This window comes from Pelomonas caseinilytica (assembly GCF_021353235.1).
Classification (GTDB): Bacteria; Pseudomonadota; Gammaproteobacteria; order Burkholderiales; family Burkholderiaceae_C; genus Pelomonas; species Pelomonas caseinilytica.
The window spans coordinates 177312-200800 of record NZ_JAJTWT010000002.1; the positions used below are offsets into that span (position 1 = coordinate 177312).

At 71.5% G+C, this 23489-nt stretch carries 18 protein-coding genes and 1 pseudogene; 8 read left to right on the forward strand and 11 right to left on the reverse strand.

Annotation, left to right across the window (positions count from 1 at the left end; translation table 11 throughout):
• Positions 1-8 precede the first annotated feature (8 nt).
• On the reverse strand, positions 9-1442 hold the full coding sequence (gene sbcB, locus LXT12_RS04670) for an exodeoxyribonuclease I (RefSeq protein ID WP_233389969.1): 1434 nt from the start codon (positions 1440-1442) through the stop codon (positions 9-11).
• Positions 1443-1484: 42 nt separating this feature from the next.
• Here sbcB and LXT12_RS04675 point away from each other — a divergent pair, with 42 nt between their 5' ends.
• Positions 1485-2183, forward strand: coding sequence for a hypothetical protein (locus tag LXT12_RS04675; protein ID WP_233389971.1), 699 nt, complete (start codon positions 1485-1487; stop codon positions 2181-2183).
• Here the strand turns inward: LXT12_RS04675 and LXT12_RS04680 are convergent.
• The 3 genes from LXT12_RS04680 to LXT12_RS04690 are packed head-to-tail and all read right to left on the reverse strand — an operon-like array spanning position 2163 to position 7683.
• On the reverse strand, positions 2163-5237 hold the full coding sequence (locus LXT12_RS04680; RefSeq protein WP_233389973.1) for an efflux RND transporter permease subunit: 3075 nt from the start codon (positions 5235-5237) through the stop codon (positions 2163-2165). The genes LXT12_RS04675 and LXT12_RS04680 overlap by 21 nt on opposite strands.
• Positions 5234-6424: an efflux RND transporter periplasmic adaptor subunit gene (locus tag LXT12_RS04685; RefSeq protein ID WP_233389975.1), complete on the reverse strand. Its 1191-nt coding sequence runs from the start codon at positions 6422-6424 to the stop codon at positions 5234-5236. Before LXT12_RS04685 ends, LXT12_RS04680 begins: the two co-directional genes overlap by 4 nt.
• Entirely contained in the window at positions 6421-7683 is a 1263-nt protein-coding gene (locus LXT12_RS04690) for a TolC family protein (RefSeq protein WP_233389977.1), read from the reverse strand. Before LXT12_RS04690 ends, LXT12_RS04685 begins: the two co-directional genes overlap by 4 nt.
• Positions 7684-7768: 85 nt before the next feature.
• Between LXT12_RS04690 and LXT12_RS04695 the strand changes: the two genes are divergently transcribed.
• Genes LXT12_RS04695 through LXT12_RS04705 form a run of 3 tightly spaced genes read left to right on the forward strand, consistent with a single transcriptional unit; the run spans position 7769 to position 11150 of the window.
• Positions 7769-8434 (forward strand): response regulator transcription factor, encoded by a 666-nt coding sequence (locus tag LXT12_RS04695; RefSeq protein WP_233389979.1) that lies wholly within the window; start codon positions 7769-7771, stop codon positions 8432-8434.
• Complete coding sequence (locus tag LXT12_RS04700) at positions 8431-9846, forward strand: sensor histidine kinase (protein WP_233389980.1); 1416 nt, start codon at positions 8431-8433, stop codon at positions 9844-9846. Before LXT12_RS04695 ends, LXT12_RS04700 begins: the two co-directional genes overlap by 4 nt.
• Positions 9843-11150, forward strand: coding sequence for a carbohydrate porin (locus LXT12_RS04705; RefSeq protein WP_233389982.1), 1308 nt, complete (start codon positions 9843-9845; stop codon positions 11148-11150). Before LXT12_RS04700 ends, LXT12_RS04705 begins: the two co-directional genes overlap by 4 nt.
• Positions 11151-11153: 3 nt before the next feature.
• Here the strand turns inward: LXT12_RS04705 and LXT12_RS04710 are convergent, their stop codons facing one another.
• A complete protein-coding gene (locus tag LXT12_RS04710; RefSeq protein ID WP_233389984.1) occupies positions 11154-12287 on the reverse strand; it encodes a beta-ketoacyl-ACP synthase III in 1134 nt (377 codons plus the stop codon).
• Between the two features lie 82 nt (positions 12288-12369).
• Complete coding sequence (locus LXT12_RS04715; RefSeq protein WP_233389985.1) at positions 12370-13128, reverse strand: DeoR/GlpR family DNA-binding transcription regulator; 759 nt, start codon at positions 13126-13128, stop codon at positions 12370-12372.
• 61 nt (positions 13129-13189) lie between these two features.
• Between LXT12_RS04715 and LXT12_RS04720 the strand changes: the two are divergent.
• The 3 genes and pseudogenes from LXT12_RS04720 to LXT12_RS04730 all read left to right on the forward strand — a co-directional run.
• Positions 13190-13792, forward strand: a pseudogene (locus tag LXT12_RS04720) (GDP-mannose pyrophosphatase); the annotation flags it as partial.
• A gap of 607 nt (positions 13793-14399) precedes the next feature.
• Positions 14400-15377 carry a GMP reductase gene (locus LXT12_RS04725; protein ID WP_233390796.1) on the forward strand — a complete coding sequence of 326 codons (978 nt, stop codon included), beginning with the start codon at positions 14400-14402 and terminating at the stop codon, positions 15375-15377.
• Between the two features lie 3 nt (positions 15378-15380).
• Positions 15381-16880 (forward strand): amidase, encoded by a 1500-nt coding sequence (locus LXT12_RS04730; RefSeq protein WP_233389987.1) that lies wholly within the window; start codon positions 15381-15383, stop codon positions 16878-16880.
• Here LXT12_RS04730 and LXT12_RS04735 read toward each other — a convergent pair.
• The 4 genes from LXT12_RS04735 to LXT12_RS04750 are packed head-to-tail and all read right to left on the reverse strand — an operon-like array spanning position 16873 to position 19448.
• Positions 16873-17949 carry a HAMP domain-containing sensor histidine kinase gene (locus LXT12_RS04735; RefSeq protein ID WP_233389989.1) on the reverse strand — a complete coding sequence of 359 codons (1077 nt, stop codon included), beginning with the start codon at positions 17947-17949 and terminating at the stop codon, positions 16873-16875. The genes LXT12_RS04730 and LXT12_RS04735 overlap by 8 nt on opposite strands.
• On the reverse strand, positions 17946-18659 hold the full coding sequence (locus LXT12_RS04740) for a response regulator transcription factor (RefSeq protein ID WP_233389991.1): 714 nt from the start codon (positions 18657-18659) through the stop codon (positions 17946-17948). Before LXT12_RS04740 ends, LXT12_RS04735 begins: the two co-directional genes overlap by 4 nt.
• Complete coding sequence (locus tag LXT12_RS04745; RefSeq protein ID WP_233389993.1) at positions 18637-18993, reverse strand: 4Fe-4S dicluster domain-containing protein; 357 nt, start codon at positions 18991-18993, stop codon at positions 18637-18639. The genes LXT12_RS04740 and LXT12_RS04745 overlap by 23 nt, the downstream gene beginning before the upstream one ends.
• A complete protein-coding gene (locus LXT12_RS04750) occupies positions 18990-19448 on the reverse strand; it encodes a Spy/CpxP family protein refolding chaperone (RefSeq protein WP_233389995.1) in 459 nt (152 codons plus the stop codon). The genes LXT12_RS04745 and LXT12_RS04750 overlap by 4 nt, the downstream gene beginning before the upstream one ends.
• A 194-nt stretch (positions 19449-19642) precedes the next feature.
• On the opposite strand from LXT12_RS04750, the gene LXT12_RS04755 reads away from it, so the two are divergent.
• On the forward strand, positions 19643-22462 hold the full coding sequence (locus tag LXT12_RS04755; protein ID WP_233389997.1) for a valine--tRNA ligase: 2820 nt from the start codon (positions 19643-19645) through the stop codon (positions 22460-22462).
• A 1-nt stretch (position 22463) separates the two neighbouring features.
• Here the strand turns inward: LXT12_RS04755 and LXT12_RS04760 are convergent, their stop codons facing one another.
• On the reverse strand, positions 22464-23411 hold the full coding sequence (locus tag LXT12_RS04760) for an NAD(P)-dependent oxidoreductase (RefSeq protein ID WP_233389999.1): 948 nt from the start codon (positions 23409-23411) through the stop codon (positions 22464-22466).
• Between the last annotated feature and the right edge of the window lie 78 nt (positions 23412-23489).

The following is a 23489-nucleotide window of genomic DNA, read 5'->3' on the forward strand; positions in this document are numbered from 1 at the left end:
GCAGCCTCCTAAGGCGCGATCTGCTCGGCATAGTCGTACAGCGCCGACAGGATCTCCTCGCCACGCTCGTCGGCGCTCTCGCCGAGCTGGTCGATGCGTTCCATGAAGGCGGCCAGCGTCGTCGCCCCGCCCTCGCCGCGGTGCAGCCGCGCCGCACAGTGGGCCTGCCAGCGCTCGGCTTCCTCGGCCGACAGGCTGGCCGGAAAGTTGCGCGCCCGCCAGCGGAAGACGAGTTCGTCCAGCCGACCGTCCTGGAAGGCCAGCTTGCCCTGCGCTGCGCGCTCGGCGAGTTGCTCGGGCGGCGTCGTGCGCACGCGGTTCAGCGCGCGGCGGTCCTCGTTGCCGATGAAGCCGCCATAGAGATCCTCATCGACGTCGGCGGGGGCGAAAGGTTCACGCTGGAACACCTCGCCCCACAGCCCGTCGAGCAGTCGGCCTTTCTCGGCCAGCAGGCGTGCGCTGGCGAGCTGACCCTCGAGGTCGTGGCCCCAGCGCTCGGCCATCGCAGGGCTGAGCGTCTTGAGGTTGCCGATGACGACCGGCGACTTGTTGATGTGGATGGTCTTGATCGGGAGCCGAGCGACGCCCTCGGGCAACTGCTCCTGCTTCGTGAACATGCGCAGCCGGATGGCCTCGGCGTTCAGCGTCAGCAGCTCCTCGGGCGAAACGGCGCAGTCCCAGACGATGAGTTCGTTCTTGTTGGTCGGGTGCGGCGCCAACGGCCACACCAGGGCGATGCAGCCGCGCTCGGGGCCGTACATGCCCGACACATGCAGGAAGGGCTTGCCCACGCCGATCTCGTCCCACACCGCCTGCTTGGTGCGCAGCCGCAGGCAGAACTCCCACAGCTTGGGCTGCGCCTGGCGCAGCTTGCGGGCCAGGGCCACGGTAGCGCGCACGTCGGACAGCGCGTCGTGGGCGGCCTCGTGGGCCAGGCCGTTGGCGGCGGTCAGGTGTTCGAGCTTGAAGCTGGGCCGGCCGTCCTCGTGGCGGGGCCACTCGATGCCCTCGGGCCGCAGCGCGTAGGCGCAGCGCACCACATCCAGCAGGTCCCAGCGGCCGCAGCCGTTCTGCCACTCGCGGCCATAGGGGTCGATGAGGTTGCGCCAGAAGAGATGACGCGTGACCTCGTCGTCGAAGCGGATGGAGTTGTAGCCCACGCCCACGGTGCCCGGCAGGGCCAGCACCGTCTCGATGGCGGCGGCGAACTCGTGCTCCGGCACGCCCCGCTCCAGGCAGTGCTGGGGCAGGATGCCGGTGAGCAGGCAGGACTCGGGGTCGGGCAGGTAGTCGGGCGCGGGCTGGCAATACAGCATCAGCGGCTCACCGATCTCGTTGAGTTCGGCATCGGTGCGCAGGCCGGCGAACTGCGCCGGCCGGTCGCGGCGGGGCACGCGGCCGAAGGTCTCGTAGTCGTGCCAGAAGAAGCTCAGGTCGGTCATGCGGACACCATACCGCAAGCTGTGCTGGCTATCCTGCCCGCCATGAAGCGCCTCCTCCTCGCACTGGCCTGCATCGCGCCCGCCGCCCACGCCGACACTGCCCCCGAGTACAAGCTGACCGCCGGCAACTACCGCTACAGCGCCGGCTACAGCGGCCAGGACGTCAACCTGCGCCGCCGCGACGGCGACACCAATGCCTGGCTGGGCGTCTACCGTGACGGCGTCTTCGGCCGCCAGGCCCGCGCCGGCTTCGACACGTCCCTCGACCTGGCCGAGAACCTGTCCCTCCAGCCCTCGCTGCAGGCCGCGTCGCGCGGCTTCCTGGGCGGCAGCGTGAACCTGCAGTGGGGCAGCACCTGGTACGGCCTCGTCGGCTGGGGCCGCACCAACCTCAGGCCCTACTACAACCTCAACTGGGACCCGAACGACGCCATCACCGTCGGCGCGGGCTGGCATGGCGACGGCGGCCGGCAGATCGCCGTTACCCTCATCGCCGACGACCGCCTGCACACCCACCAGCGCGACCTGCACCTCTTCGGCCGCTGGCCGCTGGCCGAGGGCCTGCGCCTGACGCTGGACCTGATGCACAAGACCGGCCAGGGCGACGACGGCGAGGTGCGCGCCTGGGGCTGGAGCGCCACGCTGGACTGGCCCGCCTGGTTCCTGCGCCTGGCCCGCGACCCCAAGCAGAACTTCTCCGGCCTGGATGCCGACCGGCTGTCAGTCGGCCTGCGGTTCTGAGGCCCGGCCGAACCAGGCGACGTAGAGCGTCGGCAGCACGACCAGCGTCAGCAGCGTGGCCGTCACCAGGCCACCGATGACGACGACGGCCAGCGGCCGCTGCGTCTCGGCGCCGATCTCGTGCGACAGCGCCATCGGCAGCAGGCCAAGGGCCGCGAGCATGGCCGTCATCAGCACGGTGCGCAGCCGCTGCATCGAGCCCTCGCGCACCGCCTCGCGCACGCCGGTGCCGGCCCGGCGCAGCTGCTGGAAGACGCTCAGCATCACCACGCCGTTGAGCACCGCCTGGCCTGACAGCGCGATGAAGCCGATGGCCGCCGACACCGACAGCGGGATGTCCAGCGCCCACAGCGCCACGAAGCCGCCCACCAGCGCCAGCGGCACGTTCAGCAGGATCAGGGCCGCCATGCGGAAGTCGTTGAAGGCGTTGAAAAGCAGCACGAAGATCAGCAACAGCGAGATCGGCACGACCACGGCCAGCCGCTTCATCGCCCGCTCCTGGTTCTCGAACTCGCCCGACCACTTCAGCGCATAGCCCTCGGGCACTGCCACGTGCTGCGCGATGCGCGCCTTCATGTCGGCCACGACCGAGCCCATGTCGCGCCCCTTGATGAAGACGCCGATCGCCATGGTGCGCTGGCCGCCTTCGCGGGCGATGTTCATCGCTCCCGTCGTCTCACGGATGGCGGCCACTTCGGACAGGGGCACGGTGCCTCCGCCCGGCACCGAGATCAATGTGCGCGGCAGCTCGGCCATGGCGCGCCGCGCTTCGGGCAGGCGCACCGTGACGGCGTACTTGCGCTCACCCTCCCACAGCCACGTCGCCGCCTTGCCCGCCAGAGCGGCCTCGATGACGTCCTGCACGTCGCCGACGTTCAACCCCAGCCGCGCCGCGCGGGCGCGGTCGATGTCCACCACCAGCTGGGGCAGCTCGCCCTCGCGGTCGATCTCGGCGAGATAGACCCCGTCCACCTGCTTGACCTCGCGCTGGATGGCCTGCATGAGCCGGCCCAGCTGGCGCAGGTCGTCGCCCGAAGCCTTGATGACGATCTGGCCGTCGACCTGGGAGATGGACTCCAGCACGTTGTCGCGGATGGGCTGGGAGAACGACGGGTCCATGCCCGGCACGGCGGACACGGCGGCATCCATCTCGGCGATCAGGTCGGCCTTGGTCTTGCCGGCCCGCCACTGCTCGGCGGGTTTCAGGTCCACGAAGATCTCGGCCATGCTGATGGTCTTGGGGTCGGTGCCGTCCTCGGGCTGGCCCGTCTTGGAGACCACCGTGTTGACCTCCGGCACGGTGTGCAGGGCCTCGCGTACCTGGCGCAGCACGCGCGAGGCCTCCTGCGTCGACACGCTGGACGGCAGCCGCAGATTGACCCAGATCGTGCCCTCGTCGAGTTCCGGCAGGAACTCCGAGCCCAGGCGGGAAGCCGCGGCGAGGGCGAGTACGAAGGCCAGGCCCGCCACCGCCATCACGGCTCGCGGTCGCGCCAGCGCCCAGTCCAGCACCGGGCCGTAGACGCCCTTGGCGCCTTGCACGAGGCGGTTGTCCCCGTGGGGCAGGCCCCGGCGCAGCATCCAGTAGCCCAGCAGCGGCACCAGGGTCAGCGAGAAAGCCAGCGAGCCCAGCAGCGCCATGCTCACCGACAGCGCCATGGGCTGGAAGATCCGGCCCTCGTGGCGCTGCAGAGCGAAGATGGGGATGTGGGCCGCGATGATGATGAGCATCGAGAACAGCGTCGGCCGTCCGACCTCGTCGGTGGCGCTGGCGATCAGCGTCAGCCGCTTCCTCGCGTCCAGGCCCTCGCCGCGCTCGGCCAGGCGGTGCATGATGTTCTCGACGACGATGACCGCGCCGTCCACGATGATGCCGAAGTCCATCGCGCCGAGGCTGAGCAGGTTGGCCGGCACGCCCAGGACTTTCAGGCCCAGGAAGGTCGCCAGCAAGGCCAGCGGGATCACGGCCACGACGGCCAGGCTGGCGCGCAGGTTGGACAGGAAGAGGTAGAGCACCAGCGACACCAGCAGCGCCCCCTCCACCAGGTTGCGGAACACGGTCGACAGCGTCTTGCCCATCAGCCAGGTGCGGTCGTAGAAGGGCACGATCTGCACGCCGGCCGGCAGGCCGTGGGCATTGAGCTCGGCGATCTTGTCCTTCACGCCCTTGAGCACGCTGCTCGCGTTCTCGCCCTTGCGCATGACGACGATGCCGGTCACGACGTCGTCGTCGCCATCCTGGCCCACCACGCCCAGGCGCGGCACGGCGCCCACCGCCACCCGGGCGATGTCGCGCACCAGCACCGGCGTGCCGTTGTGGGCGGCGACGACGATCTGGCCGATGTCCTCGGCCGAGCGCAGCAGGCCGATGCCGCGGATGGCGTACTGCTGGGCGCCTTGCGCCACATAGCTGCCGCCGGCGTTGGCATTGCCGCGGCCGAGCGCGTCCAGCAGGTTCTGAAAGCTCAGGCCGTAGGCCCGCAGCCTGTCGAGATCGGGCTGCACCTCGTACTGCTTGATGAAGCCGCCCATGGCGACGACGTCGGCCACCCCCGGCACCTGGCGCAGGCCGCGCTCGACCACCCAGTCCTCGACGGAGCGCAGCTCCGTCGTGTCCTTGCCGTCGCCACGCAGCCGGTAGCGCAGGATCTCGCCCACCGGCGTCGCGTTGGGCGCGATGTCGGCAGTCACGCCCGGCGGCAGGTCCACGCCGCGCAGGCGTTCGCCCACCTCCTGGCGAACGGACTGCACGGTCGCCGCGTCGTCATAGGTGATGACGGTGTAGGACAGGCCGAACTGCGTGTGCGAAAAGACGCGGATGGAGTTGGGCAGGCCCGACAGCGCCACCTCGATGGGCAGGGTCACCTGCTTCTCCACCTCCTCGGCGGCATGGCCGGGGTACAGGGCGATCACGGTGACCTGGGTGTCGGTCACGTCCGGGAAGGCCTCGACCGGGAGGTTCATGAAGGCGACGACGCCCGCGCCGACGAAGAGCAGCACGGCCAGCACCACCAGCACCGGCTGGCCCAGCGCCAGCATGACGAAACGCTTCATGGCTGGCCCGCCTTGGCACCCGCCTCGGCGGCGTGCAGCTGGCGCTCCAGCAACAGCGCGTTCTCCACGACGACCTGCTCGCCCACCTCCAGGCCACGCCGCAGCACGACCTGCTGCGCGCCCATCGCTTCGGGCTCGACCTCGCGCGGCTCGAAGACGCCGGGCTTGGGCGACACGAAGACCCAGTGCCTGTCACCGCGCAGCAGCACCGCGGCGACCGGCACGACGACCCCTTCGCCCACCCGCCGCTGCAGGTGGGCCGTGGCCAGCATCTCGGCCTTGAGCAGCCGGTCGGCGTTGGCCACCTGGCCGCGTACCTTGACGGTGCGCGTGGCCGGGTCGATGACGTCGGCCATGGCCGCGACGCGCCCCTCGAAGCGGCGCCCCGGGTAGGCCGCCAGCTCCAGCTCGAAGGTGCTGCCCGGGCGCAGCAGGTCCACCTCCGACTCGCGTGCATCGATCTGCACCCAGAGGCTGGCCGGGTCGCTGATGACGAAGAGCGGCGGCACGCCGGGACCGCTCTGGTCGGGCCTCAGCTCCTGGCCGGGGTTGAGATTGCGCTCGACGACGGTGCCGGCCACGCCGGCGCGCAGCGCCAGCTGCTGGTTCACGCCCGCCCCGCCGCCGTACATGCGCACCCGGGCCCGCGCCCGGGCCAGCTCCGCCTCGGCCCGCGCCGCGTCGGCCTCGGCCTGCTCGGCATCGCGCTGGGCGACGATGCCCGCAGCCAGCAGCTCGCGCTGGCGCTGCAGCTGCTTGGCCGTCAGCGCACGGTCGGCTTCAGCGCGGGCGGCATCGGCCTGGGCCGCGCCGAAGTCGGGCGAGGCGAGTTCGGCCAGCACCTGGCCGGCCTTCACCGCCTGGCCCACGTCCGCGGCGATGCGGTCCACGCGGCCGGCGAAGGCGGGGTAGATGCGCTGCGTGCGGTCTTCGTTCCAGACCAGCTTGGCGCTGAGGGGTAGGTCCACGGCCTCGCCGGGGCGGGCCGGCGCGAGCTTGAGCAGGCGCAGCTGCGGATGCCCCGCGGGGAAGACGAGCTGCTGGCCCCGCAGCACGGCCTCGGCCGGCGCGGGCGCGGCGCCGGACTCGCCGTTGCAGGCCGCCAGCATCGTCAGCACCAGCACGGCGCCGGCAGACAGGGCCGCACGCAGCGGTGACGGGAACAAGGCAGGGCGGATGGTCATCATGGGTTCTTGGCGAATTCGGGGTCGGTCAACAGCGCCCAGCCGGCCGCAGCGCGGGCCTGGTCGGCATGGGCCGCCAGCGCGTCCAGCACGGCGGCGCGCAGGCTGCGACGGGCGTCGATGAGGTCCGTCAGGGGCATGGCGCCCTTGCGGTAGGCGAGTTCCGCCTGGGCCAGCACCTGGCGGGCACGCGGCAACAGCTCGGACTCGTGAGCGGCCAGCGTGCGGGCCGCGGACTGCAGCTCCAGTGCGGCCTGGCTGAGGTCGGCTTCGGCCATCAGCCGGACGCGCGCGGCCAGGTCCTGGGCTTGCTGCAATTGCGCACGCGCGCGGCCGATCTCGCCCTGCTGGGCATAGCCCAACTGCAGCGGCATCTGCAGCCGCAGCTCGACGAGGCGGCTGGAGGTGCCCGGGAAATGGTCCACCGACATCCCCCAGGTCAGGTCGGACCTGCGAGCCGCGAGCGCGCCGTCGAGCTGGGCCTGGGCCGCCTCGACGCGAGCTTCGGCGGCGCGCACGTCCGCGCGGCGCGCCACGGCGGCGGCGCGGCCCGCCTCGTCCAGCGGCGCGACCTCCGCGACCGCCGGCCAAGCGGAGGCGTCGACGCGGATGTCGTCTGCATCGCGGCCGATCGAGCGTGCCAGCGCGAGGCCGGCACGCCGGCGGTCGGCGTCGGCCTGGGCCAGGTCGATGCCGGCGCGCGCGGTCTCGATCTCGGCTCGCACCAGGTCCTGCGTGGAGATGTCGCCGGCCTGGTGGCGCGTGCGCATGGCCGCCAGCAAGGCGTCGGCGCCTTGCTTGAGCTGGCCCACTTCCTCCACGCGCTGCTGGGCGGTGGCCAGCTCGATGCTGGCGCTCCAGGCCAGCGCGAGCTGCTGGCGGCGCACGTCGTCCAGGTCGCGCGCGGCGGCCTGGGCCGCCGCGCGCGCCGCCGCGGTGCGCAGCTCGCGCTTGCCGCCACGCTCCCAGGTCCAGTCCACGCCGAGGGACTTGTCGATGCGCTTGTCGGCGAAGAGGTTGCCGGGGCCGAGCCCGCGCTGGAGGTCCATCTGGCTGGACTTGAGCGTGAGCTGCGGCAACGGCGCGTGGTCGGCCGCGAGGATGTCGGCACGGGCGGCCTCCAGGCCCGAGCGCGCCACGGCCACGTCGACGTTGGCGGCCGCCAGACGCAACACCTCGGCGAGGCTCAGGGGCGGCGGCACGGCCCGCGCGCCGGCAACGGCCAGCAGCAGGCCGGCGATGAACAGGACTGAAGACTTCATGGCCGCGGTTTGTCCCGCGGCACACCTGACCGGAACCTGACCTCGCCGACACCGTCGCGACAGGCTGGTGCGCTAACTTCACCGGATGCGCATCCTCCTCGTCGAAGACGACACCACGCTCAGCCAGGTCGTCAGCCGCAGCCTCGCCGACCAAGGCCACCACGTGGACCTGGCGGTGACGGCCGAGCAGGCCCGCTGGCTGTGGCGCATGCAGGAATTGGATGCCGTGCTGCTGGACCTCAACCTCCCCGACGGCAGCGGCCTGGCGGTGCTGCGCGACGCTCGCGCCCGCGGCGACCGCACGCCGGTGCTGGTGCTGACAGCCCGCAACCGCACCGAGGAACGCATCGCCGGCCTCGACGCGGGGGCCGACGACTACCTCGGCAAGCCCTTCGACCTGGCCGAGGTGGAGGCCAGGCTGCGCGCCGTCGTGCGGCGCCGGCTCGACCTCGAGGACCGCGTGCAGGTCGGCACGCTGAGCCTGGACCGGCGCACCGGCCGGCTCTACCTGGGCGAGGACCCGATGCAGTTGCCGGCCCGCGAGTTCGCCGTGCTCTGCGAGCTGCTGACGCCACCCGGCCGGGTCGTCAGCAAGGCGTCGCTGGCGGACAAGCTCTCCGGCTTCGACGACCTGCTCGCGAGCAACGCCCTTGAAGCCTTCATCTCGCGGCTGCGCAAGAAGCTGCAGGGCAGTGGCGCCGAGATCCGCACGCTGCGCGGCCTGGGCTACCTGATCGAGGCGGCGGCTTGACCCTGGGCGACACGCCGCGCACTTCGCTGCGCACCCGGCTGCTGCGGCACGTCATCCCGCCCCTGCTCCTGACCTGGGGCCTGGGCGCTGCGCTCGCGTTGTCCATCGCCACCTACTTCACCCAGCGCGCCTTCGACCGCGCCATGCTCGACGACGCCTACCTCATCGCCGCCCACCTCGGCACGGCGTCCGGCGAGCTGACGCTCAACATGAGCGGCGACGAACTGCAGACCGTCCTCTTCGACCAGAGCGAGCACGTGTTCTTCGCGGTGCTGGACGGCCAGGGACGGCTGGTCGCCGGCCACGTCGGCCTGCGGCCCGACGACGACGCCACGGCCGAGCCCCGCTACGTGGACCTCAACTACCAGGGCCGCGACCTGCGGGCCGTGGTGCTGCGCCGCGAGCTGCCGCGACCAGCCACCATCGTCGTCGCGCTCACCACGCACAGCCGTCGCGCCCTGCTGCACCAGCTGATCCTGTACTCCGCCGTGCCCCAGGGCCTGCTGCTCGTCGGCCTCGCGCTGTGGCTGCGGCGCAGCATCCGCCTCGACCTCCAGCCACTGTCGGACCTGCGCGAACTCGTCGAGGCGCGCGACACGGCCGATCTGTCGCCCCTGCCCAGGGACCTGCTCGACCGCAGCGCCTCGCGCGACGTGCACGGCCTCGCGGTGGCCATCGACGCCCTGCTGGGCCGCGTCGCCCAGGGCCTGGCCTCGCGGCGCGAATTCGCCGGGACGGTGGCACACGAGCTGCGCACGCCGCTGGCGGGCATCCGTGCCCTGGCCGAATACGGCCTGTCCCAGCGCGAGCCCGAGCAGTGGCGCGAACAGCTCCAGGCCATCCTGCAGAGCCAGCACCGCGCCAGCCGGCAGGTGGAGCAGCTGCTGGCGATGGCCCTGGCCGACGAGGCCGGCACCGCCGTCCAGCTCAAGCCGCTCGACCTCGCAGCGTGCGCCCGCGACGTCCTGCTGCGCCGCCTGCCCCAGGCCGACGCCGCCGGCTTCGAGCTGGAGGCCACCGGCCTGGACGGCTCGGCCTGGATCCTGGCGGACACGGCCCTGGTCGAGGGCCTGCTCGGCAACCTGCTGGACAACGCCTTGCGCTATGGCCGCCTGCCCGGTGAGCCGGGCCAGGTGTTGCTGTCGCTGCGCCGCCTGGCCGGCCAGGTCGAACTCGGCGTCACCGACCGCGGGCCGGGCATTCCGGCCGAGTTGCGCGAACGCCTGAAGGCGCGCTGGGCCCAGGGCGCCGAAGGCACGCGGCAAGGCACCGGCCTGGGGCTGTCCATCGTGCAGCGCTACGCCCAGCTGCTGCGCGGCGAGTTCCACCTCGAAGACGGTCCCCAGGGCCGTGGTCTGCTCGCCACGGTGACATTCCCGTCACACCCCGCGCCGACACTGCCGTCCCCATGACCCGCCCCTTCCGCCACCTCCTGCTCGCCGCCCTCGCACTGCCGGCCCTCGCCGCCCGTGCCGGCGACGGCATGGCCGACCCCTGGAACCTGCACGGCCAGTTCACCGTGGTGGCCCAGCGCCACGGCCGGTTCACCTCGCCCTACGAGGGTCCGAACAGCCTGAAGGCGGTCGAGGGCCTGAAGACGACGATGGACGCCACCGCCTTCGTCGGCCTGCGGCTGTGGACGGGCGCCGAGCTCTACCTGAACCCCGAGTTCGACCGGGGTTTCGGCCTCAGCGACACGCTGGGCGTGGCCGGCTTTCCGAGCGGTGAGGCCTACAAGGTCGGCCACCACTCGGCCTACGGCCGGCTGCAGCGGGCCTTCGCGCGCCAGGTCATCGCGCTGGCGGCCGACGAAGGCGAGGCGCAGGCCGACGCCGCCAACCAGCTCGCCGGCCCTCGCCCGGCCGACCGCCTGACCGTGACGGTGGGCAAGTTCTCCGTCGTCGACCTCTTCGACACCAACCGCTACGCCCACGATCCCCGCGCCGATTTCCTCAACTGGTCGGTCATCGACGCCGGGGCCTTCGACTACGCCGCCGACTCCTGGGGTTACAGCCTGGGCGCGGCGGCCGAATGGAGCCAGGGCGACTGGACCGGCCGGGTCGGCTTCTTCGCACTCTCGCGCGAACCCAACGGGACGCGGCTGGACCGCAGCTTCGGCCAGCACCAGGCCGTGGGAGAACTGGAGCACGGCCATGAGATCGCCGGCCATCCCGGCAAGCTCAGACTGCTGGCCTTCTCCTCGCGCGCCCGCATGGGCCGCTACGACGAGGCGCTGGAGCCGGGACTGCCGGCCGACACCGCCCGCGTGCGGCGCCGCGCCGGCAAGCAGGGCTTCGCCGTCAATGCCGAGCAGGAGCTGGCCGCGGACCTCGGCGCCTTCCTGCGCTACAGCCGCAACGACGGCCGCACCGAGGCCTTCGATTTCACCGACATCCACCGTGCGCTCAGCCTCGGCCTGTCGCTGCGCGGCGCGGCCTGGTCGCAGCCCGGGCACACGCTCGGTCTGGCACTGGCGAGCAATTCGCTGAGCGCGCCGGCCCGGCGCTACTTCGCCGCGGGCGGGCTGGGCATCCTGGTGGGCGACGGCCGGCTGGACCGCTACGCCGGCGAGCAGATCGCCGAGGCCTATTACGCCATGGACATCGCCCCGGGCCTCGGCGCCACGCTGGACCTGCAGCGCCTGCGCAACCCGGGCTACAACGCCGACCGCGGCCCGGCCATCGTGGTCGGCGCCCGGCTGCACGCCGAGTTCTGACGCTCAGCGCTTGCGGACTGCCACGCTGCCTATGGAATAACCCGCACCGAAGGAGCAGATCACGCCCGTGTCGCCGCGCTGGAGGTCGGCGCGGTGGTGGTGGAAGGCGATGATGGACCCGGCCGAGGCGGTGTTGGCGTACTCGTCCAGGATCAGCGGCGCGACGTCGCCGCCCGCGTCCGCGCCGACCAGCTTCCTGATGACGAGCTGGTTCATGCCCTGGTTGGCCTGGTGCAGCCAGAAGCGCCGCATCTGCGTGGGCTCCAGGCCCAGCGAGGCCAGGTGGGTCTCGATGTGGGCGGCGGCCATGGGCACGACTTCCTTGAAGACCTTGCGGCCCTCCTGGTAGAAGGTCAGGTCGCGCGCATTCGGGTCGCGGTCCTCGGCCCGGTTCATGAAGCCGAAGTTGTTGCGGATGTTGCTGCTGAACTGCGTGGCCAGCCGCGTGCCGAGGATCTCCCACTGGTCCGGCCCGACGGCGTCTTCGGCCCGTTCGACGACCAGGGCGGTGCAGACGTCGCCGAAGATGAAGTGGCAGTCGCGGTCGCGCCACTCCAGGTGGGCGGAGGTGATCTCGGGGTTCACGATCAGCACGCACTTCGACGCGCCGCTGCGCACCGCGTTGAAGGCCTGCTCCAACGCGAAGGTGGCCGAGGAACAGGCCACGTTCATGTCGAAGCCATACCCGCCCGCGCCCAGCGCCTGCTGGATCTCGACAGCCATGGCCGGATAGGCGCGCTGCATGTTGGCGCTGGAGCACAGCACGGCGTCGACGTCGGCACCCGTCCTGCCCGCCTGCGCCAGGGCCTTGCGGGCCGCGTCGACGGCGATCTCGGCCATCAGCGAGAGCTCGCCGTCCGGCCGCGGCGTGAAGCGCGGGTACATGCGGGTCGGGTCGAGCACGCCGTCCTTCTCGATGACGTAGCGCTGCTTGATGCCCGAGGCCTTCTCGATGAACTCCACGCTGGAGTGCGTGATGGCCACGCGCTCGCCGGCGGCGATGGCCTCGGCATGCTCGGCGTTCTGCAGGTCGGCGTAGCGGTTGAAGGCCTCCACCAGCTCGGCATTGGTGATGACGTGCGGCGGCCGGTACAGCCCGGTGCCGCTGATGACGACGGGCGGAAAAGTAGCTTGCATAGGGAAGACGGAGGCCCCGCCTGCTGAGTGTGAAGCTTGAAATTTTATCGAGCCGCGGCGTCCGGCCAGGCCGCGGTTCCCCTCAGGCGACGGTGACGATCTCCAGCCCTGGCCGCTGCAGCGCCTGCAGCTGGGCGGCATCGGCCTGGGGCGTCACGAGCAGGGTGGACAGGGCCGACAGGGGCGCAATGCGGTAGGGCGAGACCTTGCCCAGCTTGTCGCTGCTGGCCATCAGCACCGTCTCGGCGGCGCTGGCCATCAGCAGCGCCTTGACGCGGGCCTCCTCGGCGTCGCCGGTGGACAGGCCGAACTGCGCCTCCACGCCGGTCACGCCGAGGAAGAAGCAATCAGCCCGCAAGGCCTGGACCGCCTCGGCCACAGCGGCACCGACGGCCACGCCCGAGTGCTTGAAGAGGCGCCCGCCCAGCATCAAGACCTCCACCGTCGGATGTTCGATGAGGGCCGCGGCGATGACGGGACTGTGGGTCGCCACCGTGGCCCGCAGCGTGGCGGGCAACTGCATGACCATGGCCAGCGCGCTGGTGCCGCCGTCGACGAAGACGAGCTGGCCGTCCGCCACCAAGGAGGCCGCATGACGGCCGAGCTGCCGCTTCTCGTCCACCGCGATGTCGCTGCGCCGCGCGAGATTGGCCAGGGCCGGCGACACCGGCAAGGCCCCGCCATGCACACGCTGCAGGGCTCCGCGCGACGACAGTTCGCGCAGGTCTCGCCGGATGGTGTCTTCGGACACCCCCAGACGTTCGGCCTGTTCACGGGCCAGCACACGGCCGCTGCGTTGGAGGTCTTCGAGGATGGCGAGTTGGCGTTGTTCGGTCAGCATCTGCGGGATTGCACGTTTGTGCGCATATATGCATGATTTACCAAATCATACGGGAATTTTCATGCACACATCGACCGAAACCAGTATCTCCAACTGGCCTCTTCATGAACGCATCCGCGTGCGCCAGGTCAAGCTCCTGTCGGACAACTGGTACACCCTCAAGACCACCCGCTTCGATTTCCTGCGCAGCGATGGCCGCTGGCAGAGCCAGGACCGCGAGACCTATGACCGCGGCAACGGCGCCGTCGTGCTGCTTTACCAGCGGGCACGCCGCCGCGTCATGCTGACGCGGCAGTTCCGCTACCCGGCCTTCGTGAACGGCTATGCGCAGCTGATGGTCGAGGCCGTGGCCGGCCTGCTGGACGAAGCCGATCCGCTGAGCTGCATCCGCGCCGAGGCCGAGCAGGAGGCCGGCGTGAGGCTGCGGGAGCCGCAGGCCCTGTTCGAGGCCTTCATGAGCCCCGGTTCGGTCACCGAAAAGCTGCACTTCTTCGCCGCCGAGTACGAGGACTCGGACCTCGTCGGCGCGGGCGGCGGCCTGGTCGACGAGGGCGAGGACATCGCCCGTTTCGAGCTCGACTTCGACGAAGCCATGCGCCAGGCCGAGGCCGGCGAGATCGTGGACGCCAAGACCCTGCTGCTGCTGCGCTGGGCCGAACGCCACGTCTTCGGGCCAGCGCCGCGCCCGGGCGGCGGGCCGCGGCTCGTCTTCATCGCCGGCCCCTACCGCAGCGGCACCGGGGACCGCGACGACGCCATCGCCGCCAACGTCCAGGCCATGCAGGAGGCGGCGGTGCGGGTCGCCGAGCGGGGCCACGTGCCGGTGTTGGGCGAATGGGTGACCCTGCCCCTCATCGAGGCGGCCGGAGGCCGGCGCGGTGACGCGGTCTGGGACCGCTACTTCCACCCTCACGCCCAGGCCGTGCTCGAGCGCTGCGACCTGCTGCTGCGCATCGGCGGCGCATCGGCCGGCGCCGAGGCGATGGTCAAGGCCGCCCTGGCCCGGGCGATCCCGGTGCATTACGGCCTGGCTTCACTGACCGCGCCGTCTGCGTAGAATCAATCACCGGGCCCAAATATTGGCGTCCGGTTTTTTTTGGCCTTTAAGTCACGAGGCCGGCCGGAGCCAAGTCAAGCGCTCGCAGCCCAGGCCGCGCACTGCACGAACGCGCGCCGCACTGTGAACTTGAAAGGACATGCCCCCACGCCCGCTGCGCGTGCGCCCCCCGAGGGGACGCGTCAGCGATTTCGGGCGGCTGGGCATCGCTGACATGGAAATCTTCGACTACGACAACATCCTGCTGCTGCCCCGCAAGTGCCGCGTGGACAGCCGCTCCGACTGCGACACCTCCGTGCAGTTCGGCCCCCACCGCTTCCGGCTGCCCGTGGTGCCGGCCAACATGAAGACGGTGGTGGACGAGCCCATCACCGAGATGCTGGCCCGCGGCGGCTACTTCTACGTGATGCACCGTTTCGACCTCGACAGCCTGGCCTATGCCCGCGGCATGCGCGCCAAGGGCCTGCAGGTGTCGCTCAGCGTGGGCGTGAAGCCGGCGGACTACCAGCTCGTGGACCAACTGGCCGCCGAGGGGGTCGGCGCCGACTACCTCACCATCGACATCGCCCATGGCCATGCCGAAAGCGTGCAGCGCATGATCGGCCACATCAAGCAGCGCCTGCCGGGCACCTTCGTCATCGCCGGCAACGTCGGCACGCCCGAGGCCGTGATCGACCTCGAGAACTGGGGCGCGGACGCAACCAAGGTGGGCGTGGGCCCCGGCAAGGTCTGCATCACCCGGCTCAAGACCGGCTTCGGCACGGGCGGCTGGCAGCTGTCCGCGCTGAAGTGGTGCTCGCGCGTGGCCACCAAGCCCATCGTGGCCGACGGCGGCATCCGCCACCACGGCGACATCGCCAAGAGCGTGCGCTTCGGCGCTGCCATGGTGATGGTCGGTTCGCTCTTCGCCGGCCACGAGGAATCGCCCGGGCAGACCGTCGAGGTCGACGGCAAGCGCTACAAGGAGTACTACGGCTCGGCCTCGGATTTCAACAAGGGCGAGTACCGCCACGTCGAGGGCAAGCGCATCCTGGAGCCGGTCAAGGGCCATCTGGGCGACACGCTGCGCGAGATGGAGGAGGACCTGCAGAGCTCCATCTCCTACGCCGGAGGCACGCAGCTGTCGGACCTGCGAAAGGTGAACTACGTGGTTCTGGGCGGCGAGAACGCCGGCGAGCACCTGTTCATGTGAGCCATGGACTTCGCCGCCTACCGCCACCATGACGCGACCTCCCTCGCCGCCGAAGTGGCGGCGGGGCAGGTTTCCGCCGAGACCCTGCTCGCCCTGGCCCTGGCCCGGCTGGCCGAGGTCCAACCCACCCTCAATCCGGTCTGCCGGCTGATGGAGGCCGAAGCCCGCGCCCAGCTGGTGCGCGGCCTCGCAGCTGGCCCTCTGGCCGGCGTGCCCCTGCTCATCAAGGACGCCTCCCAGGACTACGCCGGCCTGCCCACCGCCTGCGGCAGCCGCGCCCTCGCCTCGCTGCCACCGGCCCGCGAGCACGCCCACGTCGTGCGGCGGCTGCTCGATGCAGGCCTGGTCGTCTTCGGCAAGACCAACACGCCCGAGCTGGCGCTCAAGGGCGTCACCGACCCCCAGGCCTTCGGCCGCAGCGCCAACCCCTGGGACCCGGCTCGCACGCCGGGCGGCAGCAGCGGCGGCGCGGCGGCCGCCGTCTCGTCGGGCGTGATGCCGATGGCGGCGGGCAACGACGGCGGCGGCTCCATCCGCATCCCGGCCGCCTGCTGCGGCCTCGTGGGGCTGAAGCCGTCACGCGGGCGCATCTCCGTCGGGCCGGCGCAAGGCGAGGTCTGGTTTGGCGCCAGCAGCGAAGGCGTCATCTCGCGCAGCGTGCGCGACACCGCCCTGGCGCTGGACATCCTCGCCGGTCCGGAGCCTGGCGATCCGGTCGCCCTGCCCCGACCGGCCACCCCCTTCGTCGACCAGATGCGCGCGCCATTGCGCCGCCTGCGCATCGCCTGGTGCGCCGACTCGCCCCTCGGAGAGCCGGTGGACGACGAGGCCCGGGTGGCCGTCGAGCGCACGGTCGCGCTGCTGCGCGAACTCGGCCACGACGTGGAGCCGGCCCGGCCCGACATCGACGGGCGCGCGCTGGCCCACAGCTACCTGCACATCTACTTCGGCCAGGTGCCGGCCACCGTCGCCCGCGCCGTCGCGGAAGGCGCCCGTGAAGACGGCTTCGAGCCCCTGACGCGCCTCATCGCCACGCTGGGCCGCGCCACCAGCGCCGAGGCCCTGGCCCGCGAGCTGCAGCGCTGGAACGACTACGCGCGGGCCCTCGGCGCCCTGCATGCGCGCTACGACCTCTACCTGACGCCCACGCTGGCCTCACCCCCCGTCCTGCACGGTACCGGCGACCCGCCCGCCCTGCAGCTGGCCGCCCTCGGCGCCCTGCGGGCCACCGGCCTGCTCGGCTTGCTCAAGCGGGCCGGTCTGCTCGACGGCGTCGTCATGCAGATGGCCACCGACAGCCTGCGCCACGTGCCTTTCACGCAGCTCGCCAACCTGACCGGCACGCCGGCCATCTCGCTACCGCTGCACTGGACCGGCGACGGCCTGCCGCTGGGCGTGCAGTTCGTGGCGGCGCCGGGCGAGGAAGGCCTGCTGCTGCAGCTGGCCGCCGAGCTCGAAACGGCCCGCCCCTGGTTCGACCGGCTGCCGCCCCGCTTCAGCTGAGGCTCAGGCTGGCCTCGAACCCCGGCTCGGCGTTGCGCAGCTCAAGCCGGCTGCCGTGGGCCTCGGCCACCAGGCGGCACAGGCACAGGCCCAGGCCCACGCCGCCTTCGTGCCGGGTGCGCGCCGCATCCGGCCGGTAGAAGGGCTGGCCGAGCTGGGGCAGGGCCTCGGGCGGCACGCCGGGGCCGAAGTCGCGCACGCTCAGGCGCACACCGCGGCCATCGCGGGCGAGGCGGACCTGCACGGCGCCGCGTGAAGGGTCGTTGTGGCGCAACGCGTTCTGCACGAGGTTGCGCAGGCACAGCTGAAGGCGCAGCCGGTCCAGCGGCAGCGTCGGCAGGTCGTCGTCGATGTGCAGCTCGACGCCGGACTGGGCCTGCTCTCGCACCAGGTCGGCGAGATCGCAGTCGGACAACTGCAGCGCGCTGTGCCCGCTGCCGAGCCGCTCGCTCTCCAGCAGCGCCGCGATCAGGTCGCGCATCTGCGCCAGCTCCAGCAACAGCGCATCCCGTGACTCGCCCTCCTCCACCAGCTCGGCATGCAGGCGCGCCCGGGTCAGCGGACTGCGCAGTTCGTGGCTGATGGCCAGCAGCAGCGCCCGCTTGCCGTCGAGCATGGCCTGGATGTCGGCCGCCATCTGGTTGAAGCGCCAGGCCAGGTCGCCGATCTCGTCGCGATGCACGACCGGCACCCGGTGCGAGAACTCGCCGCGGCTGAAGGCCTCGGCTCCCAGGGCCAGGGCATGCAGCGGCTGCACCATGTGGCGGATGACGGCAAAGGCCAGGCCGGTGACCAGCAGCAGGGCCGGCACCGCCCACAGCAGCCCGTAGGCGCTGCCCATCGAACTCCACAGGATGACGCTGCTCGCGCAGGCCAGCACCGCGAAGACGGCGATCAGCCGCGCGCCCAGCGAATGCTTGAAATGCGCGTGGTGGCGGTGCCAGCGCTGATGCCAGCGGTGGCGGGCGCGCCAGCGCCAGGCCCAGTCGCGGTGCATGCGCTGGGCGCGCTTCATCTGCTGGCGGTGCAGGCGCTCGCGCCAGCGGTGGTCGTAGGGGTGGTGCTTCACGCCGCACGCTCCGGCAGGGCGAAGCAGTAGCCGGCGTTGCGCAGGGTCTTGAGCACCGCCAGCGGCTCCAGCTTGCGGCGCAGGCGGCTGACGAGGATGTCGACGGCCCGGGTGAAGAGCTCGGCCTCCTGGCCGCGCAGGCGGTTCAGGATGTCGTCGCGCGAGAAGACGCGCCCGGGCTCGCGGGCCAGCATCAGCAGCAGCTCGTATTCGGTGCCGGTCAGCTCGACGATGCCGTTCTGCGTCCTCACCTCGCGCCGCGCGACGTCGATCTCCAGGCCCTCGAAGCGCAGCGGCATCGGCCCGGCCGGCGCAGCCGGCGTGGCGGGCGGCGTGAGCCGGGTGCGGCGCAGGATGGTCTGCAGCCGCGCCGCCAGCTCGCGCGGCTCGAAGGGCTTGGGAAGGTAGTCGTCGGCACCCAGCTCCAGGCCCACGACCCGGTCCGTCAGGTCGCCGCGCGCGGTCAGCATCAGCACCGGGATGTCGCGCCACGGCTCGCTGCCCGCGCGCAGCCGGCGGCAGAACTCGAACCCGTCCATCTCCGGCAACATGCCGTCGAGAACGAGCGCATCGAAGCGTTCGGCGGCCAGGCGCTCCAGCGCGGCGCTCGGCCGCGTCACGGCCTCGAGCCGCAGGTCGAAGCGGGCGAGGTACTGGGCCAGTGGCCCGGCCAGGGCCTCGTCGTCGTCAATCAGCAGCAGTCGATGCATCGCGCCAGGGATTCTGCCCGTGGACCTGGATCAGGGTGATGGCCCTCTCGGGGCAGGCCCGCACGCAGTCGCCGCAGGCGCGGCAGGCTTCGGCATTCGGCGTGAAAGCCTGCTGCCAGTCGTGGGCCCAGCCCTTGAGCTGGCCGACGACGCTGAGCGAGCGCCGCTCGAACAGCCCCAGCCGGCCCAGCACGAAGACGCCGTGCGGACAGGCCGCGACGCAGTCGCCCTTGCCCTCGCAACGGTTGCGGTCGACGAGGGGCTGCAACCGCCCGGGCGGCTGGCGGAAGCCCGCATCGCCAGGCCCGGCGTCGCGGGCCGGGCGGGCCTTCATGCGGACCATGGCGCCCCGCCCTGGCGGCGGCCGTGGCCGAAGCGCCGCATCATGAAGCGCAGCACCTGGCGTTGCTCGGCATCCAGCGCGTCGAAGAAGTCGGCGAAGGCGGCGATGACGCCCGGGCCGGCGGCGCGCAGCGCATCGAGCTTGGCATCGAGCAGCTGCTGCGCGGACTCGCGCGGGAACTGCTCTCCGGCGACGAGGCCGGCCAGCTCGGGGCCGCGCGCCAGGCCCTTCAAGGCGTCACGCTGCCCGCGGAGCTGCCCGATCCAGGCGGCGAGCCGGCGCTGCTGCTCGTCGTCCAGGTCCAGCTTGGCGGCGACGCGTGCCACGAGGTGGTCGGTGAAGCCGTCAGCGTCAGCGTGAGGGCCGAAAGGATGGCCATGGCGGCCGTGGCCGAAGTGGTGATGGTGAAAACCGTGATGCGCTTGCCAGCGACGAAAGAAGTTCATGGTGTGCTCTCAGGGGCGCTCGAGGCCCGGGGTTGGGATGGCCGCCATCTTTCCCGCGAGGCCGTCCGGGAGCATCTCGGCGCCGTATCGCCGGGTTTCGTTTTGTATCGCCCCGGGAGGCGCCCTCTAAAATTGCGCCTCCCTGCCCTGACGACGAGCCCCGCCGAGCGCGGGGCGCCAGCCGAGACCGCCCTGTGACCGAACTTGCCAAGTCCTTCGAACCCGCCGCCCTGGAAGCCCACTGGGGCCCGAAGTGGGAAGCCAGCGGCCTGTACGCGCCCACGCTGGACCCGGCCAAGCCCTCCTTCAGCATCCAGCTGCCGCCGCCCAACGTGACGGGCACGCTGCACATGGGCCATGCCTTCAACCAGACGGTCATGGACTCGCTGACGCGCTACCACCGCATGCGCGGCTTCAACACGCTGTGGGTGCCGGGCACCGACCACGCCGGCATCGCCACCCAGATCGTCGTCGAGCGCCAGCTGCAGTCGGCCGGCCAGAGCCGCCACGACCTGGGCCGCAAGAACTTCGTCGCCCGCGTGTGGGAGTGGAAGCAGGAGTCGGGCAACACCATCACGAGCCAGATGCGCCGCCTGGGCGACTCGGTGAGCTGGAGCCACGAGTACTTCACCATGGACGACAAGCTCTCGACCGTCGTCGTCGAGACCTTCGTGCGCCTGTACGAGGAGGGCCTGATCTACCGCGGCAAGCGCCTGGTGAGCTGGGACCCGGTGCTGCAGTCCGCCGTGTCCGACCTGGAGGTGTCTTCCGAGGAAGAAGACGGCTCGCTCTGGCACATCCGCTATCCGCTGGTGGACGGCAGCGGCTCGGTCGTGGTGGCCACCACCCGGCCGGAGACCATGCTGGGCGACGTGGCCGTCATGGTCCACCCCGAGGACGAGCGCTACGCGGCCCTGGTCGGCAAGCTCGTGAAGCTGCCGCTGACCGGCCGCGAGATCCCGGTCATCGCCGACGACTACGTCGACCGCGAGTTCGGCACCGGCGTCGTCAAGGTCACGCCGGCCCATGACACCAACGACTACGCCGTCGGCCAGCGCCATGGCCTGCCCATGATCTCGGTGCTGGACCTGCAGGCGCGCATCAACGACAACGCCCCCGAGGCCTACCGCGGCCTGGACCGCTTCGTGGCCCGCAAGCGCGTCGTGGCCGACCTGGAGGCACAGGGCCTGCTCGTGGAGGTCAAGAAGCACAAGCTGCAGGTGCCGCGCTGCGAGCGCACGGGCCAGGTCATCGAGCCCATGCTGACCGACCAGTGGTTCGTCGCCGTCACCAAGCCGGGTGCCGACGGCAAGAGCATCGCCGACAAGGCGATCGCGGCGGTGGACACGGGCGCCGTGAAATTCCATCCCGAGCAGTGGGTCAACACCTACAACCACTGGATGAACAACCTGCAGGACTGGTGCATCTCGCGCCAGCTCTGGTGGGGCCACCAGATTCCGGCCTGGTACGGCACCGGCGGCGAGCTCTTCGTCGCACGCAGCGAGGAGGAGGCCCAGGCCCGCGCCAAGGCCGCCGGCTACCTGGGCGAGCTGACCCGCGACCCCGACGTGCTGGACACCTGGTACTCGTCGGCCCTGGTGCCCTTCTCGACCCTGGGCTGGCCCGAGAAGACGCTCGAGCAGGAACTCTTCCTGCCCTCCTCCGTGCTCGTGACGGGCTACGACATCATCTTCTTCTGGGTCGCCCGGATGATCATGATGACGACGCACTTCACCGGCAAGGTGCCGTTCAAGGACGTCTACATCCACGGCCTCGTGCGCGACTCGCAGGGCCAGAAGATGAGCAAGAGCGAAGGCAACGTGCTCGACCCGGTCGACCTCATCCAGGGCTGCGACCTGGAGACACTCACGAAGAAGAGCACCACCGGCCTGCGCAAGCCCGAGACGGCGCCCAAGGTGGCCGCCCGCGTGAAGAAGGAGTTCCCGGAAGGCATGCCGGCCTACGGCGCCGACGCGCTGCGCTTCACCATGGCCAGCTACGCGACCCTGGGCCGCAACATCAACTTCGACACCAAGCGCTGCGAGGGCTACCGCAACTTCTGCAACAAGCTCTGGAACGCCACCCGCTTCGTGCTGATGAACACCGAGGGCCAGGACTGCGGCCTCGCCCACGCCGAAGGCCAGTGCCCGCCGGGATACAACCGCTTCTCGCAGGCCGACCGCTGGATCACCGGCGAGCTGCAACGCGTGGAAGCGGCCGTGGCCCAGGGCTTCGCCGAGTACCGCCTCGACAACGTCGCCAACGCCATCTACAGCTTCGTCTGGGACGAGTACTGCGACTGGTACCTCGAGATCGCCAAGGTGCAGATCCAGACCGGCGACGAGGCCCAGCAGCGCGCCACCCGCCGCACGCTGATCCGCACGCTGGAGACCACGCTGCGGCTGCTGCATCCGGTGGCGCCCTTCATCACCGAGGAGCTGTGGCAGGCGGTGGCGCCCATCGCCGGCCGCAAGGTGGCCGACTTCATCGGCCAGGCGCCCTACCCGGCCAGCCAGCCGGAGCGCATCGACCCGGCCGCCGACGCCTGGATGGCCCAGCTCAAGGCCGTCGTCGGCACGACGCGCAGCCTGCGCAGCGAGATGGCGCTGAGCCCAAGCGACCGCGTGCCGCTGCTGGTGGGCGGCGACCTGTCCTTCCTGGCCGAAGCGGCCGCCGTGCTCAAGGTGCTGGCCAAGCTCAGCGCGGTCGAGCTGATCGCCGACGAGGCCGAGTTCGCGCGGCAGAGCGCGAACGCCCCGGTCCTGGTGCACGGCGCGGCCAAGCTGGCCCTCAAGGTCGAGATCGACGTGGAGGCCGAGCGGGCCCGCCTGACCAAGGAAGCCACGCGCCAGGAAGGCGAGATCGCCAAGATCGAAGCCAAGCTGGGCAACGAGGGCTTCGTCGCCCGTGCGCCCGCCGCCGTGGTCGAGCAGGAGCGCGCACGCCTGGCCGGTTTCAAGGAAACCGTGGTGCGCCTGCGCGAACAGCTCGCGCGCCTGGGCGCGCCGCAGTGAGTCAGTAGAGGCTGGCGGCCTTGGTGTCGCTGCGGCTGCGGGCCGACGGCGAGGGCCCGAGGAGGGCGTCGATGCCCCGCGCCACGGCCCAGGCGGCGCGCACCCGCGACTCCCGCGTCGTGCCCGCCAGCCGCGGCGTGACCTGCAGCGTGGCAATGCCGTGCAACGGCCGGCCGGGCTCCAGCCAGCCCGGCTCCATGCTGTCGAACCAGGCGGCCAGCAACTGGCCGCTGCGCAAGGCCCGGGCCAGGGCCTCGCCGTCCACCAGGCCCGAATGCCCGAGGTTGACCAGCACCTGGCCGGGTCGGCCGTGCTCCAGCTGGCGGGCGCCGACCAGGCCGCGGAAGCGGTGGAAGAAGGGCAGCAGCAGCACGAGGCCGTCAGACTGCTCCACCAGCTCGGCGAGGCTGACCGCCTCGATGCCCCAGCGCCCCCACGTCGGGTCGCTGGTGTGCAGGCCGGGGTCGTAGCCGACGACGCGCGAGCCGAAGGCCTGCAGAAGTTGCGTCAGCACCTGGGCGGCCGGCGTGAGGCCCAGGATGCCCACGGTGGCGCAGCCCAGTTCCCGGCCCACCTTGAGGCCGTCGCTGCCTTCCACGGGCACGCGGCGCAGCAGGCTCAGCAGGGCGCCGACGGCGAACTCGGCTTCGGCGCTGGCCGTGGAGGCCTGGGACCGCACGACCTCCACGCCCGCCCGGCCGCAGGCGTCCATGTCGATGTTCTCGGCGCCGCCGCTGGCCCGGCCGATGGCGCGCAGCGCCCTCGCCCCCCGCAGCAGCTCGGCATCGATGGACACCTCCGGCGGCGCCACCAGGGCGCGGGCCTCCTGCAGGGCCTCGGCAAGGCCGTCGGCATCGCCCACCAGCTCGGGTGCGAAGCGGGCGTCATGGCGCTCGGCCAGCCACTGCACCACATCGGCTTCCAGGGGTTCCAGGATGAGGACGGTCATCGTCGTGTGGCCTACTCAAGGGTCATAACCGTCACATGCCGCGTGACACAATCATCTCGCCCTTTTCTCAGAGCAGTG